Here is a 22,467-nt window from a genome sequence, read left to right on the forward strand (position 1 = left end):
GTTCGCCTCGGACCGTACCGTCCGGGATGCGTCGCACCGGGTCAGCGGTCCCGTCCCGGGAGCATGCCCGGCCAAGACGCGGGACGGTAGCGGATTTCGGCATGGGCCTGATCGAACACGGCGATGCCGACAAGGCGCAGCCGGTCGATCCAGGTCTCGACATCCCATTGCGACAGCGCGAAGCGCTCCCGTGCGGCATGGGCCACCAACCGGTGCTCGGTGGCGATGGTGGTGGGAAAGACGCCTGGATCGTCGGTGTTCAGACACAGCTTGACGGGTCCCTTGCGCAGGCCGAAGCGGTTGAACGGTCCACCCGGCCCCAGCAGATCGGGATGCGGCGGATGCCAGCGCAGACAGGGATGCTCCGCCAGATCGGCGATGCGCCCGATGAAGACGTTTGAAGACGGGCAAGCCTCGATCACGATACCCCTGGCGTCGTATTCCGTCATCAACTGGTCCTGGAGCGCCTCCACGAAGTCGAGGTCGTGCGGGCTGAAACAGTCGCGCTCGTCCTCCGGCGGTCCGTCCTCGCCCAGCAGGACGGTGATCCGTTGCGCCCTGTTCGGCCGGCGCTGGTACAGATAGTCCATGAATTCACGATGGGCCGGATCGCGGGAGTCGGTGGCGGTGCGTGCGTCGGGGACCCAGTAGCGGGCATCGCTCAGGCTGGGACTGTCCGCCCACAGCCCCAGCGCGATGGCACAGTTGCGGCGCCACCCCCAGGCCCGGTGGTGGATTTCCGGGTCCCGGTCGGACAGGCCGAGGCGCCCGGCGTAATACGCGATGCGGCGCTCCAGGCCGGGCAGGACGCCGCCCGCCGCCGCCAGCCCTCGCGACAGCGTTGTCGCGTGGTGCCACAGCCAGACGAGGTTGTCGAAATGCGTTTCCAGCGGCACGAAGGCCCGGCCCTGCCGCTCGGCCCAGGCGCGCGGCTGAAGCCCGAGCGCCAGCGCATGCCCGACGCGGTCGCCCGGCCCCATGTTGCAGAAGCGCACGGTTTCGTCGAGGTGGCGCAGCCCTCCCACGATGTGGTCGAAATCCTCTCCGGCGTGGATGCTGAGCGAACGCCGACCGGCCAGCCGCTCCCCACGGTCCAATTGGATCAGCGGCTTCTCGCGCAGCCAACGCAAGGCAGGGGCGAACAGCTCGATCGGTTCGTCGTTCTCGTTGCCGGCGACGTCGAAGCTGCGGACGCGGCTGGTCATTTCCTGGCACACTTGGCGCCCGGCCACCATCGCCGCCGTCTCCTGGAATTCCGGAATGGCGAGCCGGCGGCGCAGCCTGAGGGCTTCCTGCCGGATCTCCAGGCGGCGCGCCTGAAAGCGCAGGCGCTCGTCCGCGAGGGCGGCGCGTCCGGGCGCCTTGCGGACGAAGTGGTAGGAAAGGTGATAGCGCTGCCAGGGATGGGAATCCTGGTGTTCCGTCCTGGCCGCCCCGCTCGATTCGGTGGCGTAGTGACGCAGACCGGCCCGGTCGACCCAAGTGGTCTTGATGTCGGCGCGGAACTCATGGTGTCCGATCATCCAGCGCAGCCGCCGGAACTGGTCCGCCTGCAACGTGCGCGCCCGCGAATTGAAGTACTCGACGAAAGAGTCGAGCCCAAGCCCGTGCATGATCATGGCGTCGCGCAGGGCATGCATCAGATGCACGAAACCGATCAGCGCCAGCCGGGGGATGCGCGCCGACATCGGCGTCCGGCGGTCGAGCCGGCAGATCAGTGTCGCGACCAGCAGGAAGGCGCCGCTCCAATCCCCCCGGACGGCGCGGCGGGCCGCCATGGTCAGCAGGCTGCGCCCGACCTCGCCGGGCCACGCCCCCTCCATCTCGGCGATCGCGTGGAACGACAGGGGCGCCGGCCCATCGTCGGCGAGGCCGCGGTCGAGCACGGGACCCAGGCCGTCCGCCAGTTCCCTCCATGGCTGCGCCGCCCCCGGTTCCGCCCCCGCCATAACCCAGCGGGCGATGGACGCGAACAGCATCCGGAAGGCACCGGCAAGAGCCGGCATCGGCCGTTCCAGATGCGTCTCGAACACGGCCCGGAACGTCTTGGGCAAGGCCCAGCCGGACACCGCGCCGGCACGCCCCATGGCAAATCCCATCAGCGCGTGGCCGACCGAGGTGACTCCCCCCAGATGCACATGGTTGTCGACGTGCAGCCGGCCCGCATCGTGCCGCGGCATGCCCAGCGGGCATTGGACCTCGACCAGCGCATCCAGACTGGCGGGGGTCACTTCGCCCGTGTCCAGCCGCTCGGCGAGAAGGCTGCCGATCAGCAGCGCCGGCTCCACCTCCGCGATCAGCGCCGCGTAATCCAGCAGCCGTTCGGGTCTGGCCGTCAACCGGTCGCCGTCGAAGAACAGGAATTCGTCGGCCAGTTCGTGCAGCGCATGGAAGCGGTAGATCCCTCGCTGTACGGCCGGGCGCCCAACCCCGCCGAAGGCCCCGTCGAGCGCCGCCTCCACATCGCGATGGCGCAACTGCATCGGATCGGTCGCCAGAAGCGCCTGCGCCGCCGCATCGACCAGATCCTCCTGCTCCGCTCCGTTCCCCAGCGCCCGCAACGCCCGCATCAGCACCCGGTCGGAGCGCAGCAGGATTATGCGGGCTTGGCGGTCAAGCGGCGTGCGAAGGATCATGATTTGATCCAGTCAATCAGGTGATCATCCGCACCCTGCGCAGCAACTGCATTTAAAAGTCTCTCGATGGAAACATTAGATTTATTGTTATTGACACAATCACTTATGTAATATTTTATGATTTCCGCATATTTATCTGCTTTGATGGCGTCAATGAAAGAAACAATTGATCTGTGGAGGGCATCGCTTCTGGGGCTTCTGGCGGCGGTTTCTATGAGAACCTTGTTATTCGCAAGTATGCGGCGCAAACGGTTTCCCGGCGACGGAGCGTCCCCCGGTTTGTCTGATGGCGGGCTGTTTTGAACAACCGGTGCACTCCCTGAGGTGGAACGCACCATCAAAGCCCGCGTGGCGCCGTCACTCGTTTCAAGCGTCGCAAAAAGAGGATGTGCGTTTATGGCGTGCGTGACGCTTCCCTTCACAAGCAGAGGCTTAACGTTGAAACGGAACGACGGATCGTTCTCCCACTCACCGGCCCGGGGTACAGTCGTGCGTTTCTCAAGCGCAACGCTCTGGCGGACGATGATCGGGTCACCGTCGAGCGGGCTCTTTTCAAAGCTCGCAAAGCTGTTCAACAGAACCCGGCGGCAACGATCAATGACGTCGAAGAGCGAATCGCCGGTCAAAATGCGTCGTCGCTTCATTTGGGTGAAGACATTGAACGCCTTGTTCATGGCCTTCTGCACGAGTTGCGCGGACGGCCGGGCGCCGACATGCTTCTCCTGCCAGTTCTGCACGTTCTTGACAAACGTGATGAGGAACTCGTCCAAGCCCTCATCTCCGGCCACCGCAACGGCATCCGCCTCACCGACCTCGTCCAGAGTCTTGGTGGGAAAGGCGCGGAAGTAGGAGTGGTAGGGGGCATCGCGCAGGATGCGGGCGCAGATTCTCTCATCGTAACGCCCCAGCAACGACGAGGTCACGATCTCGAACGCCCGCCCGAAGAAGACCAGATTGGTGGTTTGGTAGCTCGAATAGTAATTGTTGTAGCTGAACACACGGGCAAGGAACCTGGTCTCGGGATCGTTCACTCCCGCCATGTCGCCCTTCGAGAAGATCGCATCCACGCTGAACGGTTCCAGCGGGGGGAAGGCCACCAGGGTCCGCGGGAATTCATGCCCCCGCGGGATCGGGTTGTCGGACGCTCTCAATGCCTCTTCGACAACCTCCGGCCACGGGTAATCGGCTTGCTCCTGGGGCTGGCGCAGGGCATCGAGCCACACCAGATCGCGCAGCGGCCATGCCGGACGGTCGGAGAGCGCCACTTCGGCCATCCGCAGATCGGCCTGTCCACGGTGATAATCCACCCACTTCCCGGAACTGGAACCGTAGGCGCAGATCGCCTCGACGATCCGGCGGAAACGACTGCGCACCGCCTCGTCCGTATTCTCCCGCAGGCTCCAGGCGACATCGCGGACCTGCTTCTCCAGATCGTCCGGGTTCTTCGCGTCGATGGCGCGAAGCGCTTCCACGTCGAGGATCGGCTTGGCCGTGGCGAGCAGCCATTGGATCAGGCCGCGCGTGGTGCCCGGAACGAAGGACGGATGGCTGCCCTCCTCGCCGTTGGTCCGGCGATAGATGACGTGCTTGTAGAAATCTCGGAAGGCGGTGAAACGGATCGCCCGCTCGCCCTGCTTGACGAACAGCGTGTGCCGCTCCAGCAGCTCCGGCACGGTCAGCAGCCGCGTGCGCCGATGAATGGGCAGCACCTTGTTGAGATACTGCTCCGCAAGTTCGGCAACCGGCTTGTACTTCGGCTCGGCATTGCTGTTCAGCTTCTCGTTGAACTCGCGGGCGACGATGTGCCGGTATTGGCGGATGTCGCCGGTCACCACCGGAACGATGAGGGGGCACGCGAAATAGCGGCGGATGACGTCAAGAATTTCGAACGCCCAATGGGGAGCCATGTCGGCATCATCCACGGGCAGGACCAGCAGGTCGCAGTCCAGGGCGTGGCAGACCTCGCGGTAGTAGCGTTGCAGGTGGCGTTGCAGGCCCAGCCCGTTGCGGTGCACCAGGATGCGTTCCATGCCCGGCGCCTGGTCCTTTCCCTCCAGCGCCTCCATGCCGTGGGACACGGCCTCCAGCGCCTCGTAGTAGGATGCCCGGTGGTCGCTGTGGTGGCGGTCGTTCCGCTCGGGTTTGCCGGAGCGCTGCTTGACCTCGTCGTGCAGTTTGGCGATCACGACATTCAGGAAGCTTTCGCCCTCGTTCAGCAGCGTCGGGTCGATCGGTTCGCAGAAATGAATCCGCCTGGCGTCGGCGTCGGGAACCTGGGATCGGAGATTCAGGATGAAAGCCGTCTTGCCGGTCCCGCGCCCGCCTTCAATGAAGATCGCGTCGTGCACCCTGGGCAGGTCCCGGCTGTCCTGCCGTTCGGTCGACCGGCAATCCCGATCCAGCGACGTCTGCGCATGGGCGAGCGACGTCAGCAGATAGCCGGTCACCTGCGCGTAGGCGTGCATCTGAAGCCGCTCGTTCGCGCCGAGGCGCTCCGCATGGTCGCCGCGGTCAACCGATATGACGATCTCAGCCATGCTCCGCTTTCCTTGAAAAGACCGACAACGAACATACAACCCCAGATACACCAGGGTAATCAAGGCACGGCGTTTTCCCGCGCGACTGCGTTGCAGCCATCGTCCTTACCGCACCCTGCCCCAAAACGAAACGCTTCGAAAGCGGGATCTTAAGAATACAACGGCATGCATCATCGCCAAGCGCGATGACTTATCTTTCATACCCGAGTATGCAATAGCTTGTGATTTGGTAAATTCTACACATGCCGCGCCCCCTTCGGTGCGATATATGAGAACGACTCGATCATTATTACGACTGCACCGAAGGCGGGGCTGCGCATCCTGAAATCATAACGACGATGGGGAGGGAGCGATGGCGGACATTGCCGATTCGATGTCGCTGCGGGAAAGTCCGGTCAATACGCGGGACAACACGCGGGACAACGACGAACCGCTGACGGCCGGTGCCGGGTTGTGCCTGTCCGGCGGCGGCTATCGTGCCATGCTCTTCCATGTCGGTGTCCTGTGGCGGCTGTACGAGGCCGATCGTTTGAAGACGCTGGCGCGCGTGTCCAGCGTCTCCGGCGGGTCGATCACCGCTGGAATGCTCGCCCTGCGCTGGGGACGGCTGAGCTTCATCCCCACGAAGGTCCGGTCCGATTTCGAGCCCCTGGTGGTGGCGCCCCTGCGGGAACTGGCGAGCCGCACCCTCGATGCCAACGCCATCATCGGCGGCATCTTCCTGCCCGGCACCATCGCCGATCATGTCGCCCGGAACTACGACGAAACCCTCTACGGCGGCACCACGCTCCAGGACCTGCCGGACACCCCCGCGCCCCGCTTCGTCATCAACGCCACCAACGTTCAGACCGGGTCGCTCTGGCGCTTCTCGCGCCCCTACATGGGGGATTGGCAAGTCGGTCGCGTGCCCAACCCGACGCTGGCGCTGTCCACCGCGGTCGCCGCCTCGTCGGCCTTCCCGCCGGTGCTGTCGCCGCTGGTGCTGAAGATCGACCCCTCGACGATCCAGGTGGACCCGGGAGCGCCGCTGCAGCGGAAGCCCTACACGTCGCGCGTGGTGCTCACCGACGGTGGGGTCTACGACAATCTGGGCCTGGAAACGGTCTGGAAGCGGTACGGGACGGTTTTCGTGAGCGACGGCGGGCAGAAGATGGCGCCCGAAGACGAACCGCACGAGGATTGGGCGCGGCACTCTCTCCGGATCTTCAGCCTGACGGACAACCAGGTCCGCGCCCTGCGCAAGCGGCAGGTCGTCGGCTCCTTCTGCAACGGGACGCGGAAGGGCGCCTATTGGGGCATCCGCAGCCTATCCACGGATTTTCCCGCGGCCACGCCGCTCGCCTGCCCTGCCAAAGCCACGCAGGAGCTGGCGGCGGTGCCGACCCGGCTGGCACGCATGGACGACCGGCTTCAGGAGCGTCTCATCAACTGGGGCTATGCGGTGTGCGATCTGGCCTTGCGGTCCTACCACGAGCCGACCCTGCCGGTGCCGGACGGCTTCCCTTATCCCAAAAGCGGTGTCTGAGCCACCGGAGCGCCGTTCCAATCCGCCGCCTTCCCCTCCGCCGCCTCCCCCTCCGCCGGAGTGAAACGCCATGAGCACCGATCCCAGCCGGCTGTCGCTTCTGGTCCGCATGCGCCCGCTCCGATCGGAGTTCGGGTTTTCGGTGCGCGCGGGCGGAATCGACCTCACCGTCGAACCGCTGTTCAACAGCATTCCTTCCGTGCCGGTGTCCGGCGGCCAAGCCCTGGCCGACGACGCGGCGGCCACGGCGTGGCACATCCTGCGCGCCGCCCGGGCCGACGTGGACGCCAACCCCTGGGACGTCTGCCATACCCTGCTGCGCGACGGGCTGGGCATCGCCGGGGCCGATGGCATCGCGTTCGCCGAACCGGATTTCGAACAGCGCTGGCTGACCGAGGAGCAGCCGCCGCGCGGCTTCGGCGCCGCAAAGGATTGCACCCAGGCGAAGCCCAACCGCAAATTTCCGATCGGCACGCCCGAGTACTGGTACCGCGACGCCCGTTACGCGCAGTTCGAGGAGGCCGTCGCGGCTGCCCGGCGGGTGGACGACGCGCCGCGCGTACGCATCGCGCACCTGGATTCCGGCTACGACCCGCGTCACACGACGGTCCCGCCGACGCTGCTGCGCGAACTGGAGCGCAACTACGTCGACGCGGATTTTCCGCGCGACGCGACCGACCGGACCAGCGGCCTGCTCACCAACCTCGGCCACGGTACCGGAACGCTGAGCATCCTCGCCGCCGCGGCGCCCCTTGCCGAAATCGTGCCGATCCGCGTCGCCGACCGCGTGGTCCTGTTCCGCAACAGCGCCATCGCCAAGGCGCTGGACTACGTGCACGAGCTGTCCGGCAAACCGGAGACGCGCATCGACGTCGTCACCATGAGCCTGGGCGGCGTGCCGTCGCAGGCCTGGGCCGATGCGATCAACGCGCTGTACGACCGTGGCGTGTTCGTGGTCGCCGCGGCGGGCAACAATTTCGACAACCTTCCCACGCGCCACATCGTCTATCCCGCACGCTTCGGCCGGGTCGCCGCCGCCTGCGGCATCATGGCCGATTTCCAGCCCTATGCCGATCTCGGAGACGGGCGGATGGCGGGCAACTACGGCCCCGATCGGAAGATGGCGACCGCCGTGGCGGCCTTCACGCCCAATGTGCCCTGGGCCAGGATCGGCTGCGCGGAGGTCGTGGACCTCGATGGCGCGGGCACCTCGGCGGCGACGCCCCAGGTCGCGGCGGCCGCCGCGCTGTGGCTGCACACGCACCGGGACGCGCTGAAGGCGTATCCCGACGGCAAGCCGTGGCTGCGCGTGGAGGCGGTGCGCAAGGCCCTGTTCGAAAAAGCGGGGCAACGGGACCCGCGCTGCGGACGCGGGGCGCTGCGCGCCGCGGACGCGCTCGCCATGCCGCCCCCGCCCGCTTCGAGCCTCCGCCGGGAGGAGCCGGACACGGTAAGCTTCCCGATCCTGCGCATCCTGACCGGCTTCGGCGTCTCCGAGACGCCGGCGACGCAGCAACGCATGCTGGAACTGGAGGCGCTCCAGCTTTCCCAGAGCCGGGAGGTCGAGCGCCTTCTGCCGGACCCGTCCGATCCTCCCTCCGATCCGCGGGACGTGCGCCAGATCGCCGAGGCGCTGCTGGAGCGGCCCGGCATCTCCCGTACGCTGCGGAGCAAGCTGCACACGGCGCTGCTGCGGGACCTGTCCCCCGGCGGCACGCCGGACGCCCTGCCCGTTCCGCCCCCTCCGCCGCCACCGAACCCGGTGCAGCGGATGCTCCTCGAACACGCGCTGAACCCGCCGGTGCGCCCGCCGGCACGGCGGCACCTTCGCGTCTATGCCCAGGACCCCTCGGCCGGTGCCGATCTCGCCACGCTGGCCATCAACGAAACCACAATCGACGTGCGCTGGGAAAAGCTGCAGCCCGGTCCGGTCGGCGAATACATCGAGGTGGTCGACATCGATCCGGCCAGCCGGCATTGCTACGCGCCGGTGGACCTCGACCATCCGTTCCTGCTGCCGCAGAACGGTTTGGCGCCGTCCGAGGCCAACCCGCAGTTCCACCAACAGATGGCCTACGCGGTGGCCATGCGCACGATCGAGCATTTCGAGCGCGCGCTGGGGCGGGTCGCGCTGTGGGCGCCGCGTTGGACGACCGTCAATGGGCGGCCACGCGAGGAGTTCGTGCGCCGCCTGCGCATCTACCCGCATGCGCTGCGCACCGCCAATGCCTTCTACAGCCCGGACCGCAAGGCCCTGCTGTTCGGGTATTTCCCGGAATCCGAGAGGAATCCCAACGGTCTGCTGCCGGGCGGCCTGGTGTTCGCCTGCCTGTCGCACGACATCGTCGCTCACGAAACCTCGCACGCGCTGCTGGACGGGCTGCACCGGCGCTTCCGGAAGCCGAGCAACCCGGACGTGCTGGCCTTCCACGAGGCGTTCGCCGACATCGTGGCCCTGTTCCAGCATTTCACGCTTCCCGACGCGCTGCGCGAGGAGATCGCCCGCACCGGCGGCGACCTGCGGCGCGAAAATGCGCTCGCCAAGCTGGCCGTGCAGTTCGGCCGCGCGACGCGCGGCTACGGCGCGCTGCGCGACGCCATCGGCGAGGTGAAGAACGGTAAATGGGAACCTGCACCGCCCGAGCGGCGCATCTACCAGGAGACCATGGAGGCGCACGATCGAGGCGCGGTTCTGGTCGGCGCGGTCTTCGACGCCTTCCTGAAGATCTACGACATGCGGGCGGCGGAGTTCATCCGGCTCGCCACCGGCGGGTCCGGCGTCCTGCCGGAGGGCGCTCTGCCCGCCGGACTGGCCGACAGGCTGGCGGCGGAGGCCGCGAAGATCGCCCGGCACTGGCTGGACATCTGCATCCGCGCCCTCGATTACTGCCCGCCGGTGGACATCACCTTCGGCGACTATCTGCGCGCCCTCATCACCGCCGACCGCGATCTGGTGCCCGACGACAAGCGTTCCTACCGCGTCGCCCTGGTCTCGGCGTTCCGCGATCGGGGGATCTTCGCCGAGGGGGTGCGGCACCTGTCGCCCGACGCGGTCGTCTGGGAACCGCCGCCGCAGCCCTTGCGCAAGGTCGCGAACGTGCTGAAGGCGATGAACCTGGATTGGGACCTCACCGCCAACCGCCGCGCCGCCTTCGACGTCTCGCGGGAGAACGCCGCCATCTTCCACAACTGGCTGATGTCGCCGGACGAGGTGACGGACGGCGAGATCGAGACGCTCGGTCTTGTCCGCGCGCCGGGATCGGATGGACGCATCGGCCGGATGGACGGCCGGTATCGGGGCATCGAGGTGCATTCGGTGCGTCCGGCCCGCCGCATCGGACCGGACGGCCAGAGCCGTGCCGACCTGGTGGTCGAGATCACCCAGGCCTGGGAACCCGCCGGGTCCTGGCGCAACAGGGTCCGTGGCGGCTGCACCCTGCTGATCGACCTCAAGACGGGCGCGGTCCGCTACTTCATCCGCAAGAAGCTCAACCACGAAATCCGCGTGGAACGGCAACTCGGCTTCGCGGGGTCGGGCGAGGTCTCGCTGTCCGGCAACTATTTCGCACGCGGCGCCGAAAGCGAGCCGTTCGCCATGCTCCACGGCGGGCATTGACGAGGGAGGGACGAGATGGCCAGGATCAGGAAAGCCGCTTCGCCCGCGCGGACGGGCACGGAGCCCACGGTCGAGCCCGCGGCCGACCGTCACCGCGCCAAGATACGCATGTACTGCCATGGGCTGGGCGACTGCTTCCTGGTGACGCTGCCGCGCGACACCCCGGTGGATGGCCGTGAGCAGGCGTTCATCCTCATCGATTGCGGGCTGATCCTCGGCACCGGGGACGCCAAGGCGAAGATGCGGGAGGTGGTGGCGAACATCGCCGAGACGACCGGTGGCTTCATCGATCTGCTGGTGGTGACCCATGAGCATTGGGACCATGTGTCCGGCTTCGCCCAGGCGCAGACGGAATTCAAGAGCATCACGTTCGGCAGCGTCTGGTTCGGCTGGACCGAGAATCCGGACGACGAGAAGGCCCAGGCCCTCGTCACCCGCCGCAGCGCCGCGATCAAGGCCCTGGTGGACAGCGGCGTCCGGATGCGCGGATTCGGCGTCGACGCCGCCGCCGACACCGTGAACACGTTCCTCGGCTTCTTCGGCGAGGACATCGATACGGAGGAACGTCTCGGGGCCGCCGGGACCCACTCCACGCGCAGCGCCCTGGAAATCGCCCGCGGCTTCGTCAAGACGCCCCGCTACTGCAAGCCGACCGAACCCCCCGGACGGATCGCGGGGACCGGAGCGCGGCTCTATGTCCTCGGGCCGCCGGAGGACGAGACGCTGCTGAGGACGTCGCTCCCTTCGAAGCGCGATCCGGAAACCTACGGGATGGACGGGACGGACGCCTGGGCGGCCCTGTTCCTGAAGGAACTCGAAGGTGATCCCGACTCACAGTCCGCTCCGTTCGGGCAGCAGTCCGCCATTCCCATGGACGTGGCCCGCACGGTCCCGTTCTTCAGCGATCGTTACTGGGGCGGCGGCGAGGACGGCGGCGCGTGGCGTCGCATCGACGGCGACTGGCTCGCGGCATCGACCGAACTCGCGCTCCGCCTCGACAACGACACCAACAACACCAGTCTCGTCCTCGCCATCGAACTCGACGGCGGGGATGTGCTGCTGTTCGCCGCCGACGCGCAGGTCGGAAACTGGCTGTCCTGGCAGGACCTGAAGTGGACCGTGGACGGGCGCACGGTGACCGGGCCGGACCTGCTGAAGCGGACGGTCTTCTACAAGGTCGGCCACCACGGCAGCCACAACGCCACGCTGCGCCAGAAGGGCCTGGAGTTGATGGACAAGCTTCAACTGGCCATGATCCCCGTGGACCAGGAGATGGCCCGCAAGAAGAAGTGGGACCACATGCCGCTTCCCGAGCTGGTCGAGGCGCTGACCGCCAGAACCGGCGGATACCTCGTCCGCTCCGACGGACCGCCGCCGGCCGCCCTGGGCGCCGTTCTGGAGGAAGGACACACGGCATCGTCCGAAAAACGCAGGCTGTACTACGAATACACACTGTGAGCTTCGGCTGTCGCCACGGCGGCCGTCGGCAAGAACATCCCGATGGCCGGACCGGAGTTCTCGCCGGGCAAGCGCACCGACTTCTGGGCGCAGATGGTCACCTTCACCGAAGTGGCGGCGCTGGCGGCGCGGTGTTCCCGCTGTTCGGCGCCTTCTGCTTCCGGTTCCCGAAGGTCACCGGGCGGATGCTGGGCGAGCGGCTGGGGCGCTGGAACTTCTGGCTGTTCTTCGTGGGTTTCAACGTCGCCTTCTTCCCCATGGCCGGTCCGAACCCGTGGGGCGCCGGGACGCTGGAGTGGGCGACCTCCTCGCCGCCGCCCAGCTACAACTTCGCCCACATCCCGGTGGTCAAGGGGCTGGAGCCGCTGTGGGACACGGGCGGACCGCTGCCCGTGGTGCACGGCCTGCGCATCGACGGGCCGGCGCTGCCCAGGCGAGAGCATGGGTAAAGCCTCTGCTTGATCGAGGGCCCGCCATGATCCACATGGCTCATCGCAGAATGAAGGAGGGACCCATGCGCGCGATGGTCATCACCCGGTTTGGCGGTCCGGATGTGTTCGAGCAGCAGGAAACCGCACCTCCGACGCCCGGTCCCGGCGAGGTCCTCGTGCGGGTCATCGCCTCCGGAACCAACCCTGTCGACGCCAAGATCCGGCAGGCCGGCACTTGGGCGAACATCCCGTTCCCGGCCGTGCTGGGGTATGATGTCTCCGGCGTCATCGACGCGTTGGGACCGGGCGTGAACGGCTTCAACATCGGCGACGAGGTGTTCTACACGCCGGAAATCTTCGGCAATCCGAACGGCAGCTACGCCGAATACACCGTCGCCTCCGCCGGCATCGTCGCGCACAAGCCCGCAAACCTCAGCCACGTCGAGGCGGCAGGCATCCCCTTGGCGGGCGGCACGGCTTGGGAGGCGATCGTACGGCGTCTGAACGTTCGGCCGGGCGAGACGGTGCTGATCCACGGCGGTGCCGGAGGAGTCGGCTCCTTCGCCATTCAGTTCGCCAAGGCCGCGGGCGCCCGCGTGATCGCGACCGCCAGCAAGGCGAACCACACGGCTCTGCATGAGCTTGGCGCAGACGTGGCGATCGACTATCGCGATCCCGACGCGGCGGACCAGGTTACCCGCGAAACCGCCGGGCGCGGCGTCGACGCCGCCTTCGATACAGCCGGCGGCAATGTGCCCATGAGCACGCTGGTCGTCCGGCCCTTCGGCCGGATCGCCACGATTCTCCCGCCGACCGGAGATCTGAGCGCCCTCTACACCAAGAACCAGACGCTCTTCGGGACCTTCCTGACGCGCGAGGGTGCACGGTTGCGCGAGATGGCGCCGCTGTTCGAGCGCGGGCAGGCCAAGGTTGTCGTGGATGCCGTCCTTCCGCTCGAGGAGGTCGCCAAAGCCCATGAGCGGCTCGACTCAGGCCATGGCCGGGGCAAGGTGATCCTCCAAGTCGGGCGTTGAACCTACTGATAGGCATCGGTGAAGGGGGCGGGAAAACCTTGCGGACGCCTCGGATCAGGAGAGGTGGTATCCAGATGAACGATCCCTTCGATCTCCAGCGGTTCGTGAACGCACAGGAACCGGTCTTCGCGACCGTGCTCGAGGAACTGCAGGCCGGGCGCAAGCGGAGCCATTGGATGTGGTTCGTTTTTCCGCAACTGCGCGGCCTTGGCCGCTCGGCGACAGCCCAGTTCTACGGCATCGCTTCCCTCGACGAGGCGCGGGCCTATCTGGCGCACCCGACGCTCGGCCTGCGATTGGAAAAAGCGACCCGCGCCGTGCTGGCGATCCAGGGGCGAACGCTCCATACGATCTTCGGCTCTCCGGACGATATGAAATTTCATTCCTCCATGACCCTGTTCGCCTTGGCTGCGGAAGAGACCACGACCCTCTACCGGGAGGCGCTCGCGCGCCACTTCGATGGGCAAATGGACGAGGCGACGCCGACGCTGTTGGCGCCCACAGGGAGGCCGGACTGATGTCGTGAAAAGGGGCAACGCTCACGCGAAGAGCCGCTTTCCTGCGACCGCCATCACCGCATTCGCCGTCAATTGGCTGGAAGAGCGCTACGGCTGAGTCAACGCTCATCGGTACGCTTGGGGATGACGGCGATGGTCATGGATGGAGGGGCAAGACTCCTGCATTACGCACGTCGTTGCAGGCATCGCTGCGACGCTGTCGCAATGTCCTCGTTGGACGATTAGGTTCCATCGGCACGGAGGGAAGTCGGCCTCTGGCCTATGCAGGAACGATGGCGGCAGGAGATAATGTTCACCCTCAAGAAGAACGAGCAATTCGAGCAGGAAATCAAGAAGAGCCGTTTCCTAGCCTCGGCGGGGCCGGTCGGCACTGAGGAGGAGGCGCGTGGGTTCATCACCGCGTGCAGCAGACGGGATGCGGGTCACAATTGCTGGGCCTTCCGGATCGGCGACCTCTACCGGTGCAGCGACGATGGCGAACCCGGGGGGACCGCGGGACGTCCGATCCTTCAGGCCATAGACGGTCAGAACCTGGATCAGGTGGCGGTGGTGGTCAGCCGCTGGTTCGGTGGTGTTCTTCTCGGTGCGGGCGGGCTGGTGCGCGCCTATGGCGGCACCGCGGCGGCCTGTCTCCACGCCGCGGACTGCCAGCCGATCATCACCTTTGCAGCCTTGTCCGTCACTTGCGCCTTCGCCGACGAGGCCAGGATCAGGTCGGGACTTGGCACCTTCCCTGCGGTCGCCACCGAGACCAACGGCTTCACGCCCGAAGGTGTGCAGCTCCAGATCAAGGTTCCTCGTGAGCAAATGAACGATGTCGTGCGCATGATCACGGATGTTTCTCGCGGTCAGGCCAAGGTCGAAAAGTGGCCTGTGTAGCGATCGGGGCCATGCGGGAAGCACCGCCCATCCCCGAAACAGGAGTGTCGCGGCAGAAATGAGTCCGTTTGCGTGAAACGGATGCCCTTCACAACCCGGCGAGGGCCTGCCGCATCGCCTGCGCTGTGGGGAGGTCGGCCGGGAAGAAAGCCTCGATGGCCAGTTCGGACAAGGTGACGTCCACCGCGGTTCCGAACACCGTCGTGGTGCTGAAGAAGCTGAGCGTGCCGGCTTCCGTCCGAAGCCGCAGAGGAACCACCACGCCATCATGCGACGACAGCGGCTCGCTTCGGCTGTGCGGAGCCTGCCCGTCGGGGACCAGATAACCCTTCAGCTCCCCATACAGCGCGGCCAGCACGGGATCGGCGCTGATGTCGATCTGGCGGTTCAGCCGGTGCAGGATGTGGGTTTGCCACTGAGCGAAGTTCTCGATCCGCGGTGCCAGCCCGGACGGATGGAGGCTGAGGCGCAGCACGTTGACTGGAGGCTGGAGAAGATCCGGCGCGGCGCCGGTGAGCAGCGGCGCGACGGCCCGGTTGGCCGCGACCAGCGTCCAATGCCGGTCCACGGCCAAAGCCGGATGAGGCTCGTGCCCGGTCAGCACGAGATCGACAGCCTGACGGGCCGCCTGCATCTCCGGGTCGCCCAACTGATGTTCGGAGAAGACCGGCGCGAAGCCCGCGGCGGCGAGCAGCGCGTTGCGGTCGCGCAAGGGGATGTCCATCCGTTCCGCCAGATGAAGCAGCATGGTCCGGCTGGGCTGCGACCGCCCCGTTTCCAGGAAGCTGACATGCCGGGTCGAGATGTCGGCTTCGCAGGCGAGGTCGAGCTGACTTAAGCCGCGCCGTTTGCGCCATGCGCGCAGCAACTCGCCGACCGGCTGGCGCGGCACGGTCCTGGGGAGGGGGCGGTGCCGGACGGCTGTTTGCGGCATCGTTCTGGCCTCCCGTTCGACGTTGTTGGTGCTTTGCGCTCCATGATACCAGCGCCGCCTATCGTGCATCCAGAAAGGTCAGCAAGTCGCGGTTGAAGCGGTCCATGTGCGTCAGGAACAGGCCGTGCGGTGCCCCTTCGTAGACGGTCAGCGTCGCGTTCGGCATCAGCTCGGCGGTTTTCCTCCCGGTGATGCCAAGCGGGCTGGACACATCCAAGTCACCGTGGATCAGCAAGGTCGGCACGGCGATGCCCTGAAGTTCCCGCCGGAAGTCGGTGGAGGTCGTCGCGCGGTGACAATCCAGAAGCGCCTTCATCGAGGCTTGCAAAGCCATCGATTTCACCCAGGCCATCATGTCGGCCGAACTGTCCGCCGTCATGAAGGGGCGAATGTTGTCCTCCAACCATTTGGGAAAGTCCCGCATCAGACAGTCCGAGCGGAAGGCTTCGAAGACGGCAGGATCGATTCCGTCAGGGTCGTCATCGGAACGGGAAAGCGTTGGTGTCACCGTGCCAACCAGGACTGTGCGGGATACGCGGTGGCTGCCGTGCCGGCTCAGATAACGGATGATTTCCCCGCAGGACATGGAATGGCCGACCAAGGTGACATCGCGCAGGTCCAGCGTGTCGAGCAGGGTGGCGAGGTCGTCGGCCAGCCGGTCGAAGTCGAAGCCGACTCCCGGGTCGCTCGACCGGCCATGGCCGCGGCGGTCGTACGCGATGCAGCGGTAGCCGTGCTCGGCCAGCGCCAGCATCTGGTAGGCCCAGGAGTCGGAGTTCAGCGACCAACTGGACAGAAGGACGACGGGTTTCCCCCCTCCCCAATCCCGGTAGAAGAGCGCCACGCCGTCATCCGTGTGGATGAAGCCGGGCTGGACCGGGGCGGCGGGAGATGTCGAAGGCGTGCACATGGTCGGTTCTCCCGTGTTCGGGACGTTGGGGAATGCGGAAGCCGGTGCGCTTTGCACCTTCCGGACCCCCACAGCATCGCCGTTCCGCGATCCGCCTGCGATTACGTCACGGGTAAAGAAAAAGCCTCCGATCGGGTCGGGTTATCGAGCGGTGTTTGTCTTAGACCGCGCTGTGCACTTGTCGACCGCCCCTGCCGGGAAGGCCGAGATGGCGCTCTCGCCGGATTCTTGCCCGCACCGAAAATTCGTACGCTCCGCAAAAAGAGCTTTGTTGGCAAACGAATCTCCAGCTATCATATTCCAGTTGATGTAATCGTATTTCGATTACATAGTGGATAGATCAAGGAGATCGCGCGTGGACGTGATCGCAGAACTGACGGGGCTGATCGGCGCCGACGCCGTCCTGACCGCCCCCTCCGACCTGGATGCCGTTACGGAGGATTGGCGCGGGCGTTATCGCGGCCCGGCGCTCTGCCTCGCGCGCCCCGCCACCGCCGAACAGGTGGCCGACGTGGTCCGCTGCTGCGCCCGGCACGGCGTGCCGGTGCTGCCTCAGGGCGGCAACACCAGCCTGTGCGGCGGCGCCGTTCCGTCGGAGAATGGTCCTGCCCCGGTCATTCTCAGCCTGACGCGCATGCGGGCGGTCCGCGCCATCGACCCGGTGAACAACACCATGGAGGTCGAGGCCGGCTGCGTCCTCGCCACCGTGCAGGACGCGGCGGCGGCGGCGGGGCGGCTCTATCCGGTCAGCCTGGGTGCCGAGGGCTCCTGCCAGATCGGCGGCACCATCGCCACCAACGCGGGCGGCACCTCGGTCCTGCGTTACGGCAACACGCGCGAGAATGTCCTGGGGCTGGAGGTCGTTCTGGCCGACGGCACCATCTGGTCGGGCCTGTACGGCCTTCGCAAGAACAACACCGGCTACGATCTGAAGCACCTGTTCATCGGCTCGGAAGGCACGCTGGGCATCATCACCGCGGCGACGCTGAAGCTGCATCCGCTGCCGACGCGCCATGCGGTGGCCTGGGTCGGGATGGCGTCGCCGGAGGACGCTCTGACCTTGCTGACCCGGGTGCAGGAGCGCAGCGCGGCCCGGCTGTCCGCCTTCGAGATGATCAACCGCCTGCAGCTCGATCTGGTGGCCGGCCATGTCCCCGGCCGCCGCAGCCCGATCGGGAGCGAAGCCGACTGGCATGTGCTGATCGAGCTGTCGGACAACGGGTCCGGCGACGCGCTCGACGCCGAATTGCAGGCGATCCTGGAGGACGCCTTCGCCGACGGCCTGCTGAGCGACGCGGCCCTGGCGTCCAGCGAAGCGCAGCGTCACGCCATGTGGGAGGTCCGCCACAGCGTGTCGGAGGCCAACAAGAAGGCCGGCGTCGGCCTGACCACCGACTGCGCGGTGCCGCTGTCGGCGGTTCCCGCCTTCATCGCGGCGGCGACCGGGGCGGTGCGCGCCCTGGTGCCGGACCTGCCGGTGATCGTCGTCGCCCATCTCGGCGACGGCAACGTCCACTTCATCCCCTTCTTCACCTTCGACGCCTGGGAAGCCGCCGCGAAGGACGGCGGGACGGAGGGGGGCGGCCGCGACGCGCTCGCCGCCGCGCTGCGCCACGCCGTCAACGACGAGGCCGCCCGGCTGAAGGGGACCTTCAGCGCCGAACACGGGGTCGGCCGCGTCCAGCTCCCCGAAATGGCCCGCTACAAGCCCTCGGCGGAGCTGGCGCTGATGCGCGCCGTCAAGCGGGCGCTCGACCCGCAGAACATCTTCAATCCCGGACGGCTTCTGCCGCCCGGCTGATCACCTCCGCCCTTTCGACCCTCTTTCCGCCGTCCCGGCCCATCAAAAGGAGTTCCGACATGAGCATGCGCCAATCCGGCTGGTCCCGCCGCACCCTGCTGAAAGCCGGCGCCGCCGGCACCGCGGCGCTTGCCATGCCGGCCATCTGGAGCCCGGCCCGCGCGCAGAACAAGCGGATCGTCGTGCGCGACGACGGCGGCATCTACACCAAGGCCTATGGCGAGGTCTTCTACAAGCCCTTCACCGCGGCCACCGGCATCGAGGTCGTCGGCGTCCAGGCCAACGCCGAGCCGACCGCGCAGATCCGTTCGATGGTGGAGGCCAAGTCCTACACCTGGGACATGGCCAAGATCAGCGAGCCGGCCATCCTGATGCTGACCGCCGGCGACAAGCCGATGCTGGAGAAGCACGGGCTGGAGAACGATCCGGCGGTCGCCGCCATTCCCAAGCAGTACATGTCGGAATACGGCGTCGGCACCAACGTCTACACCACCGTGCTGGCCTACCGCACCGACGTCTTCAAGGGCCGCAAGGCCCCGGCCTCCTGGAAGGATTTCTACGACGTCGCCGGAGTCCCCGGCCGCCGCGCCCTGCGCAAGCACCCCTTCGACACCATCGAACAGGCGCTGATGGCCGACGGCGTGCCCGCCAGCGAGGTCTATCCCTGCGATTTCGACCGCGCCTTCAAGACGCTGGACCGCATCAAGAAGGACATTCCGATCTTCTGGACCAGCGGCGCGCAGGTCGAGCAGATGCTGATTTCCGGCGAGGTCGATCTCGTGCCGACCTGGGTGTCGCGCCCGCAGGCGGCGATCGCCGCCGGTGCTCCGGTCGGCATCGTCTGGGACCAGAACATCTGGGGCCTCGACAACTGGGCCATCCTGGCCGGCACGCCGAACGCCGACGCCTGCCGCCAGTTCATCAAGTTCACCTGCGATCCCAAGCGGCAGGCGGAGCTGACGAAGTACTTCCCGGCGGGCGTCACCATGCCCGACGCCTTCAAGCACATCGACCCGGCGATCGCGCCCAACTGCCCGACCTTCCCCGCGAACATCGAGAAGGGCGTCAAGATCAACGCGCAGTTCTGGCTGGACAACCAGCAGAAGGCGCTGGAGCGCTACAACGCCTGGCTTCTGAGCTGAGGCGCCGGGGCGCCTAGCCCCCCAAGACCCGCGACCGGCCCCACCCTGACCGAAAGGCGGGGCCGGTCGCGGGGCTCCCGCATTTTTCCCATTTCCCTTCCGACGCGAGGAGACCTGCCATGTCGTCGTCCAGCCTAACCGTCCAGGGTCTCGCCAAGCGCTACGGCGATTTCGTGGCGCTCGCCCCCACGGATCTCGTGGTCGCCGACGGTGAATTCCTGACCCTGCTCGGCCCGTCGGGCTCGGGCAAGACGACGCTGCTCAGTCTGCTCGCCGGGCTGGTTCCGCCCGATGAAGGAAGCGTGCGCATCGGCGCGCAGGACGTGACCTACGCCCCGCCCTACGAGCGCGACATCGGCGTGGTGTTCCAGAACTACGCCCTGTTCCCGCACATGACGATCGAAGAGAACATCGCCTTTCCGCTGAAGATGCGGAAGATTCCGGAATCCCAGGCGAAGACGCGGGCGCGCGAGGCGCTGGAGATGGTCCATCTGCCGCACATCGCCGGGCGTTACCCGCGCGAGCTGTCGGGCGGCCAGCAGCAGCGCGTCGCCCTTGCCCGCTGCATGGTCTACAAGCCGTCGATCATCCTGATGGACGAACCGCTGGGTGCCTTGGACAAGAAGCTGCGCGAGCACATGCAGCTTGAGATCAAGCATCTGCACCGCGAGCTGGGGACGACGGTCGTCTACGTCACCCACGACCAGGAAGAGGCGATGACGATGTCCGATCGCATCTGCCTGATGAATTCCGGCCGCATCGAGCAGTTGGGCACACCCGCCGACCTGTATTTCCGCCCGCGCACCCTGTTCGTCGCCGACTTCCTCGGCGAATCCAACCTGCTGCCGGCGGCGCTGGGGCCGCGCCTGGGCGACGAGGCGGAAATCCGGCTGGGCAGCGCCGGCATTCCGGGGCGCGCGCTCGCCAATGGCCACGACCTGCCGCCGGGCACCCCGGTGCGGGTGATGGTGCGCCCGCAGAACCTGACCATCGCCCGCACTTCGGACGATCAAGCGTCCGGTGTGAAGGGCCGGGTGTCCGACGTGATGGTCACCGGCAGCCTGACCAAGGTCTACATGCAGCCGCTCGACAAGGCCCTGCCGCCGCTGGTCGCCGCCTTCGCCACCCGCAACGAGGCCGAGGCCATCCGCATCGACGACGTGGTGGCTCTGTCCTGGGACAGCCGCGACGCCGTGGTGATCGCGGACAGCGGCCCGGCGGCGATGCCCGCAACCACGGCCAAGGCGGCCTGACATGAGCGACCAGATCATGACCATGTCTCACGCCGCCCCACGGCGCGGCGCCCCACCGGCCTGGCGCAAGCCGGTGCTGATGGGCGCGCCCATCGTCCTGCTGCTCACCGTCTTCCTGGTCTTCCCGGTCGGGCAGCTTCTGGCGCTCAGCGTCTACAACGGCGAAGGCTTCACGCTGGCGCCCTACCGGCAGCTCTTCTCCTCCGGCCTCTACGTCACCGTTCTGTGGATCACGCTGAAGATCTCGCTGGCGACGACGCTGGTCGCGGTGGCCGGGGCCTACCCCATCGCCTACCTGATTTCCGTCACCAAGGGACCGGCGAAGAGCCGGCTGATCTTCTGGGTGCTGCTGGCCTTCTGGACCAGCTTCCTGGTGCGCGCCTTCGCCTGGGTCATCATCCTGGGGCGCAACGGCGTCATCAACGGCACGCTGATGTCGCTCGGCCTCATCGACCGGCCCATCGACCTGCTCTACGGCTTCGGGTCGGTGCTGGTCGGCATGGTGCACGCCATGCTGCCGCTGGCGGTGATGACCATGCTGGCGGTGATGGAGAACATCGACCGCACCCTGCCGCGCGCCGCAAGCACGCTGGGCGCGCGTCCCGGCACCGCCTTCTGGACCGTCTATTTCCCGCTGTCGCTGCCCGGTGTCGCCGCCGCGGCGATCATGGTCTTCGTGACGGCCATCGGCTTCTTCATCGTTCCGGCCCTGCTGGGCGGACGGCGCGAGACGATGATCACCCAGCTCATCATCGACCAAATCCAGCAGACGCTGAACTGGGGGCTGGCGGGCGCCATCTCGGTGCTGCTGCTGACGGTGGTGCTTGCGGTGTTCGTTCTGTACGACCGCGTCTTCGGCTTCGCGACTCTGACCGGCGAGACCGCCGGGACCGCTCACAACCGCGACACCGCCATGCGGCGGCTGGGCGGCCGGGTGCTGGGGCTTCTGGGCACGGCGAGCGACGCCCTGCTGGGCCTGTTCCCGCGCCGCCGCCCGCGCGGCACCGGCGAGATGCCGTCCGCCGCCCTGCGGACGCTGGTGTGGGCGATGCTGGTGCTGATCAGCCTGCCGGCCTTCCTGATGATCCCGCTGTCCTTCGGCAAGGCCGGGCTGGCCTGGCCGCCCACCGGCTTCTCCCTGCAATGGTACGAGCAGCTCTTCCAGTCGCCGCTGTGGATGCAGGCGCTGACCCGGTCTCTGGTGGTGGCCTTCGGCACCGGCCTGCTGTCGATGGCGATCGGCGTGCCGGCGGCCTTCCTGATGGTGCGCAGCCGCATGCGGGGCAAGGGCGCGATGCTGGCCTTCATCCTGTCGCCGGTGATCGCTCCGCGCATGATCATCGCCGTCGGCATGTTCTACCTGTTCGCCCAGATGGGGCTGGTCGGGACCATCCTGGGTCTGGTGATCGGCCACACGGTCGTCGCCGTGCCCTATGTGGTGATGACGATGACGGCGGTGCTGCGCAACTACGACACCCGGCTCGACCTCGCGGCGCAGAGCCTGGGCGCGCGTCCGCTGGCGGCGCTGCGCCACGTCACCTTCCCGATCCTGGGGGCCGGCATGCTGTCGTCCTTCCTCTTCGCCTTCGCCACCTCCTTCGACGAGCTGACCATCTCGCTCTTCTCGTCGGGCGGGCTCAGCGCCACCCTGCCCAAGCAGTTCTGGGACGAGGTGACGCTTCAGGTCTCCCCCGTCATCGCGGCGGTCTCGACCGGGCTGCTCGTCTTCGTCGCGGTGCTGATCTACGCCGCCGACCGGCTGCGCCGGCGCAGCCTGGCCTCCTGATCCGCAC

At 67.0% G+C, this 22,467-nt stretch carries 15 protein-coding genes; 11 read left to right on the plus strand and 4 right to left on the minus strand.

Annotation, left to right across the window (positions count from 1 at the left end):
• Positions 1 to 41 precede the first annotated feature (41 nt).
• The gene (locus DS843_RS21675; RefSeq protein WP_149470918.1) at positions 42 to 2,636 is read right to left on the minus strand and encodes an amidohydrolase family protein; all 2,595 of its coding nucleotides are present in this window, start codon (positions 2,634 to 2,636) and stop codon (positions 42 to 44) included.
• Positions 2,633 to 5,173 (minus strand): hypothetical protein, encoded by a 2,541-nt coding sequence (locus DS843_RS21680; RefSeq protein ID WP_149470919.1) that lies wholly within the window; start codon positions 5,171 to 5,173, stop codon positions 2,633 to 2,635. The genes DS843_RS21675 and DS843_RS21680 overlap by 4 nt, the downstream gene beginning before the upstream one ends.
• Positions 5,174 to 5,525: 352 nt before the next feature.
• On the opposite strand from DS843_RS21680, the gene DS843_RS21685 reads away from it, so the two are divergent.
• From DS843_RS21685 to DS843_RS21715, 7 genes are all read left to right on the plus strand, one after another.
• Positions 5,526 to 6,698, plus strand: a complete 1,173-nt coding sequence (locus DS843_RS21685) for a patatin-like phospholipase family protein (protein WP_149470920.1) — start codon at positions 5,526 to 5,528, stop codon at positions 6,696 to 6,698.
• Between the two features lie 70 nt (positions 6,699 to 6,768).
• Entirely contained in the window at positions 6,769 to 10,314 is a 3,546-nt protein-coding gene (locus tag DS843_RS21690) for a S8 family serine peptidase (RefSeq protein ID WP_208852292.1), read from the plus strand.
• A 15-nt stretch (positions 10,315 to 10,329) separates the two neighbouring features.
• Entirely contained in the window at positions 10,330 to 11,772 is a 1,443-nt protein-coding gene (locus DS843_RS21695; protein ID WP_149470921.1) for a ComEC/Rec2 family competence protein, read from the plus strand.
• Complete coding sequence (locus DS843_RS31870) at positions 11,769 to 12,221, plus strand: cbb3-type cytochrome c oxidase subunit I (protein WP_286192246.1); 453 nt, start codon at positions 11,769 to 11,771, stop codon at positions 12,219 to 12,221. Before DS843_RS21695 ends, DS843_RS31870 begins: the two co-directional genes overlap by 4 nt.
• Positions 12,222 to 12,286: 65 nt before the next feature.
• On the plus strand, positions 12,287 to 13,237 hold the full coding sequence (locus DS843_RS21705) for a zinc-dependent alcohol dehydrogenase family protein (RefSeq protein WP_149470922.1): 951 nt from the start codon (positions 12,287 to 12,289) through the stop codon (positions 13,235 to 13,237).
• 74 nt (positions 13,238 to 13,311) lie between these two features.
• The gene (locus DS843_RS21710; RefSeq protein WP_286192247.1) at positions 13,312 to 13,755 is read left to right on the plus strand and encodes a DUF1810 domain-containing protein; all 444 of its coding nucleotides are present in this window, start codon (positions 13,312 to 13,314) and stop codon (positions 13,753 to 13,755) included.
• A 288-nt stretch (positions 13,756 to 14,043) separates the two neighbouring features.
• The gene (locus tag DS843_RS21715) at positions 14,044 to 14,634 is read left to right on the plus strand and encodes an IMPACT family protein (RefSeq protein ID WP_149470923.1); all 591 of its coding nucleotides are present in this window, start codon (positions 14,044 to 14,046) and stop codon (positions 14,632 to 14,634) included.
• A gap of 88 nt (positions 14,635 to 14,722) precedes the next feature.
• Here DS843_RS21715 and DS843_RS21720 read toward each other — a convergent pair whose 3' ends face one another.
• Together DS843_RS21720 and DS843_RS21725 are read right to left on the minus strand one after the other, a co-directional pair.
• Entirely contained in the window at positions 14,723 to 15,568 is an 846-nt protein-coding gene (locus tag DS843_RS21720; RefSeq protein ID WP_149470924.1) for a helix-turn-helix domain-containing protein, read from the minus strand.
• 58 nt (positions 15,569 to 15,626) lie between these two features.
• Entirely contained in the window at positions 15,627 to 16,478 is an 852-nt protein-coding gene (locus tag DS843_RS21725) for an alpha/beta fold hydrolase (protein ID WP_149470925.1), read from the minus strand.
• A gap of 355 nt (positions 16,479 to 16,833) precedes the next feature.
• On the opposite strand from DS843_RS21725, the gene DS843_RS21730 reads away from it, so the two are divergent.
• From DS843_RS21730 to DS843_RS21745, 4 genes are all read left to right on the plus strand, one after another.
• The gene (locus DS843_RS21730) at positions 16,834 to 18,279 is read left to right on the plus strand and encodes an FAD-binding oxidoreductase (protein WP_149470926.1); all 1,446 of its coding nucleotides are present in this window, start codon (positions 16,834 to 16,836) and stop codon (positions 18,277 to 18,279) included.
• Between the two features lie 59 nt (positions 18,280 to 18,338).
• On the plus strand, positions 18,339 to 19,421 hold the full coding sequence (locus tag DS843_RS21735) for an ABC transporter substrate-binding protein (protein ID WP_149470927.1): 1,083 nt from the start codon (positions 18,339 to 18,341) through the stop codon (positions 19,419 to 19,421).
• A 119-nt stretch (positions 19,422 to 19,540) separates the two neighbouring features.
• A complete protein-coding gene (locus tag DS843_RS21740; RefSeq protein ID WP_149470928.1) occupies positions 19,541 to 20,674 on the plus strand; it encodes an ABC transporter ATP-binding protein in 1,134 nt (377 codons plus the stop codon).
• Between the two features lies 1 nt (position 20,675).
• Entirely contained in the window at positions 20,676 to 22,460 is a 1,785-nt protein-coding gene (locus DS843_RS21745) for an ABC transporter permease subunit (RefSeq protein WP_149470929.1), read from the plus strand.
• Positions 22,461 to 22,467: the final 7 nt, after the last annotated feature.

The sequence above is a fragment of the Roseomonas genomospecies 6 genome, assembly GCF_008365375.1.
Lineage (GTDB): Bacteria > Pseudomonadota > Alphaproteobacteria > Azospirillales > Azospirillaceae > Azospirillum.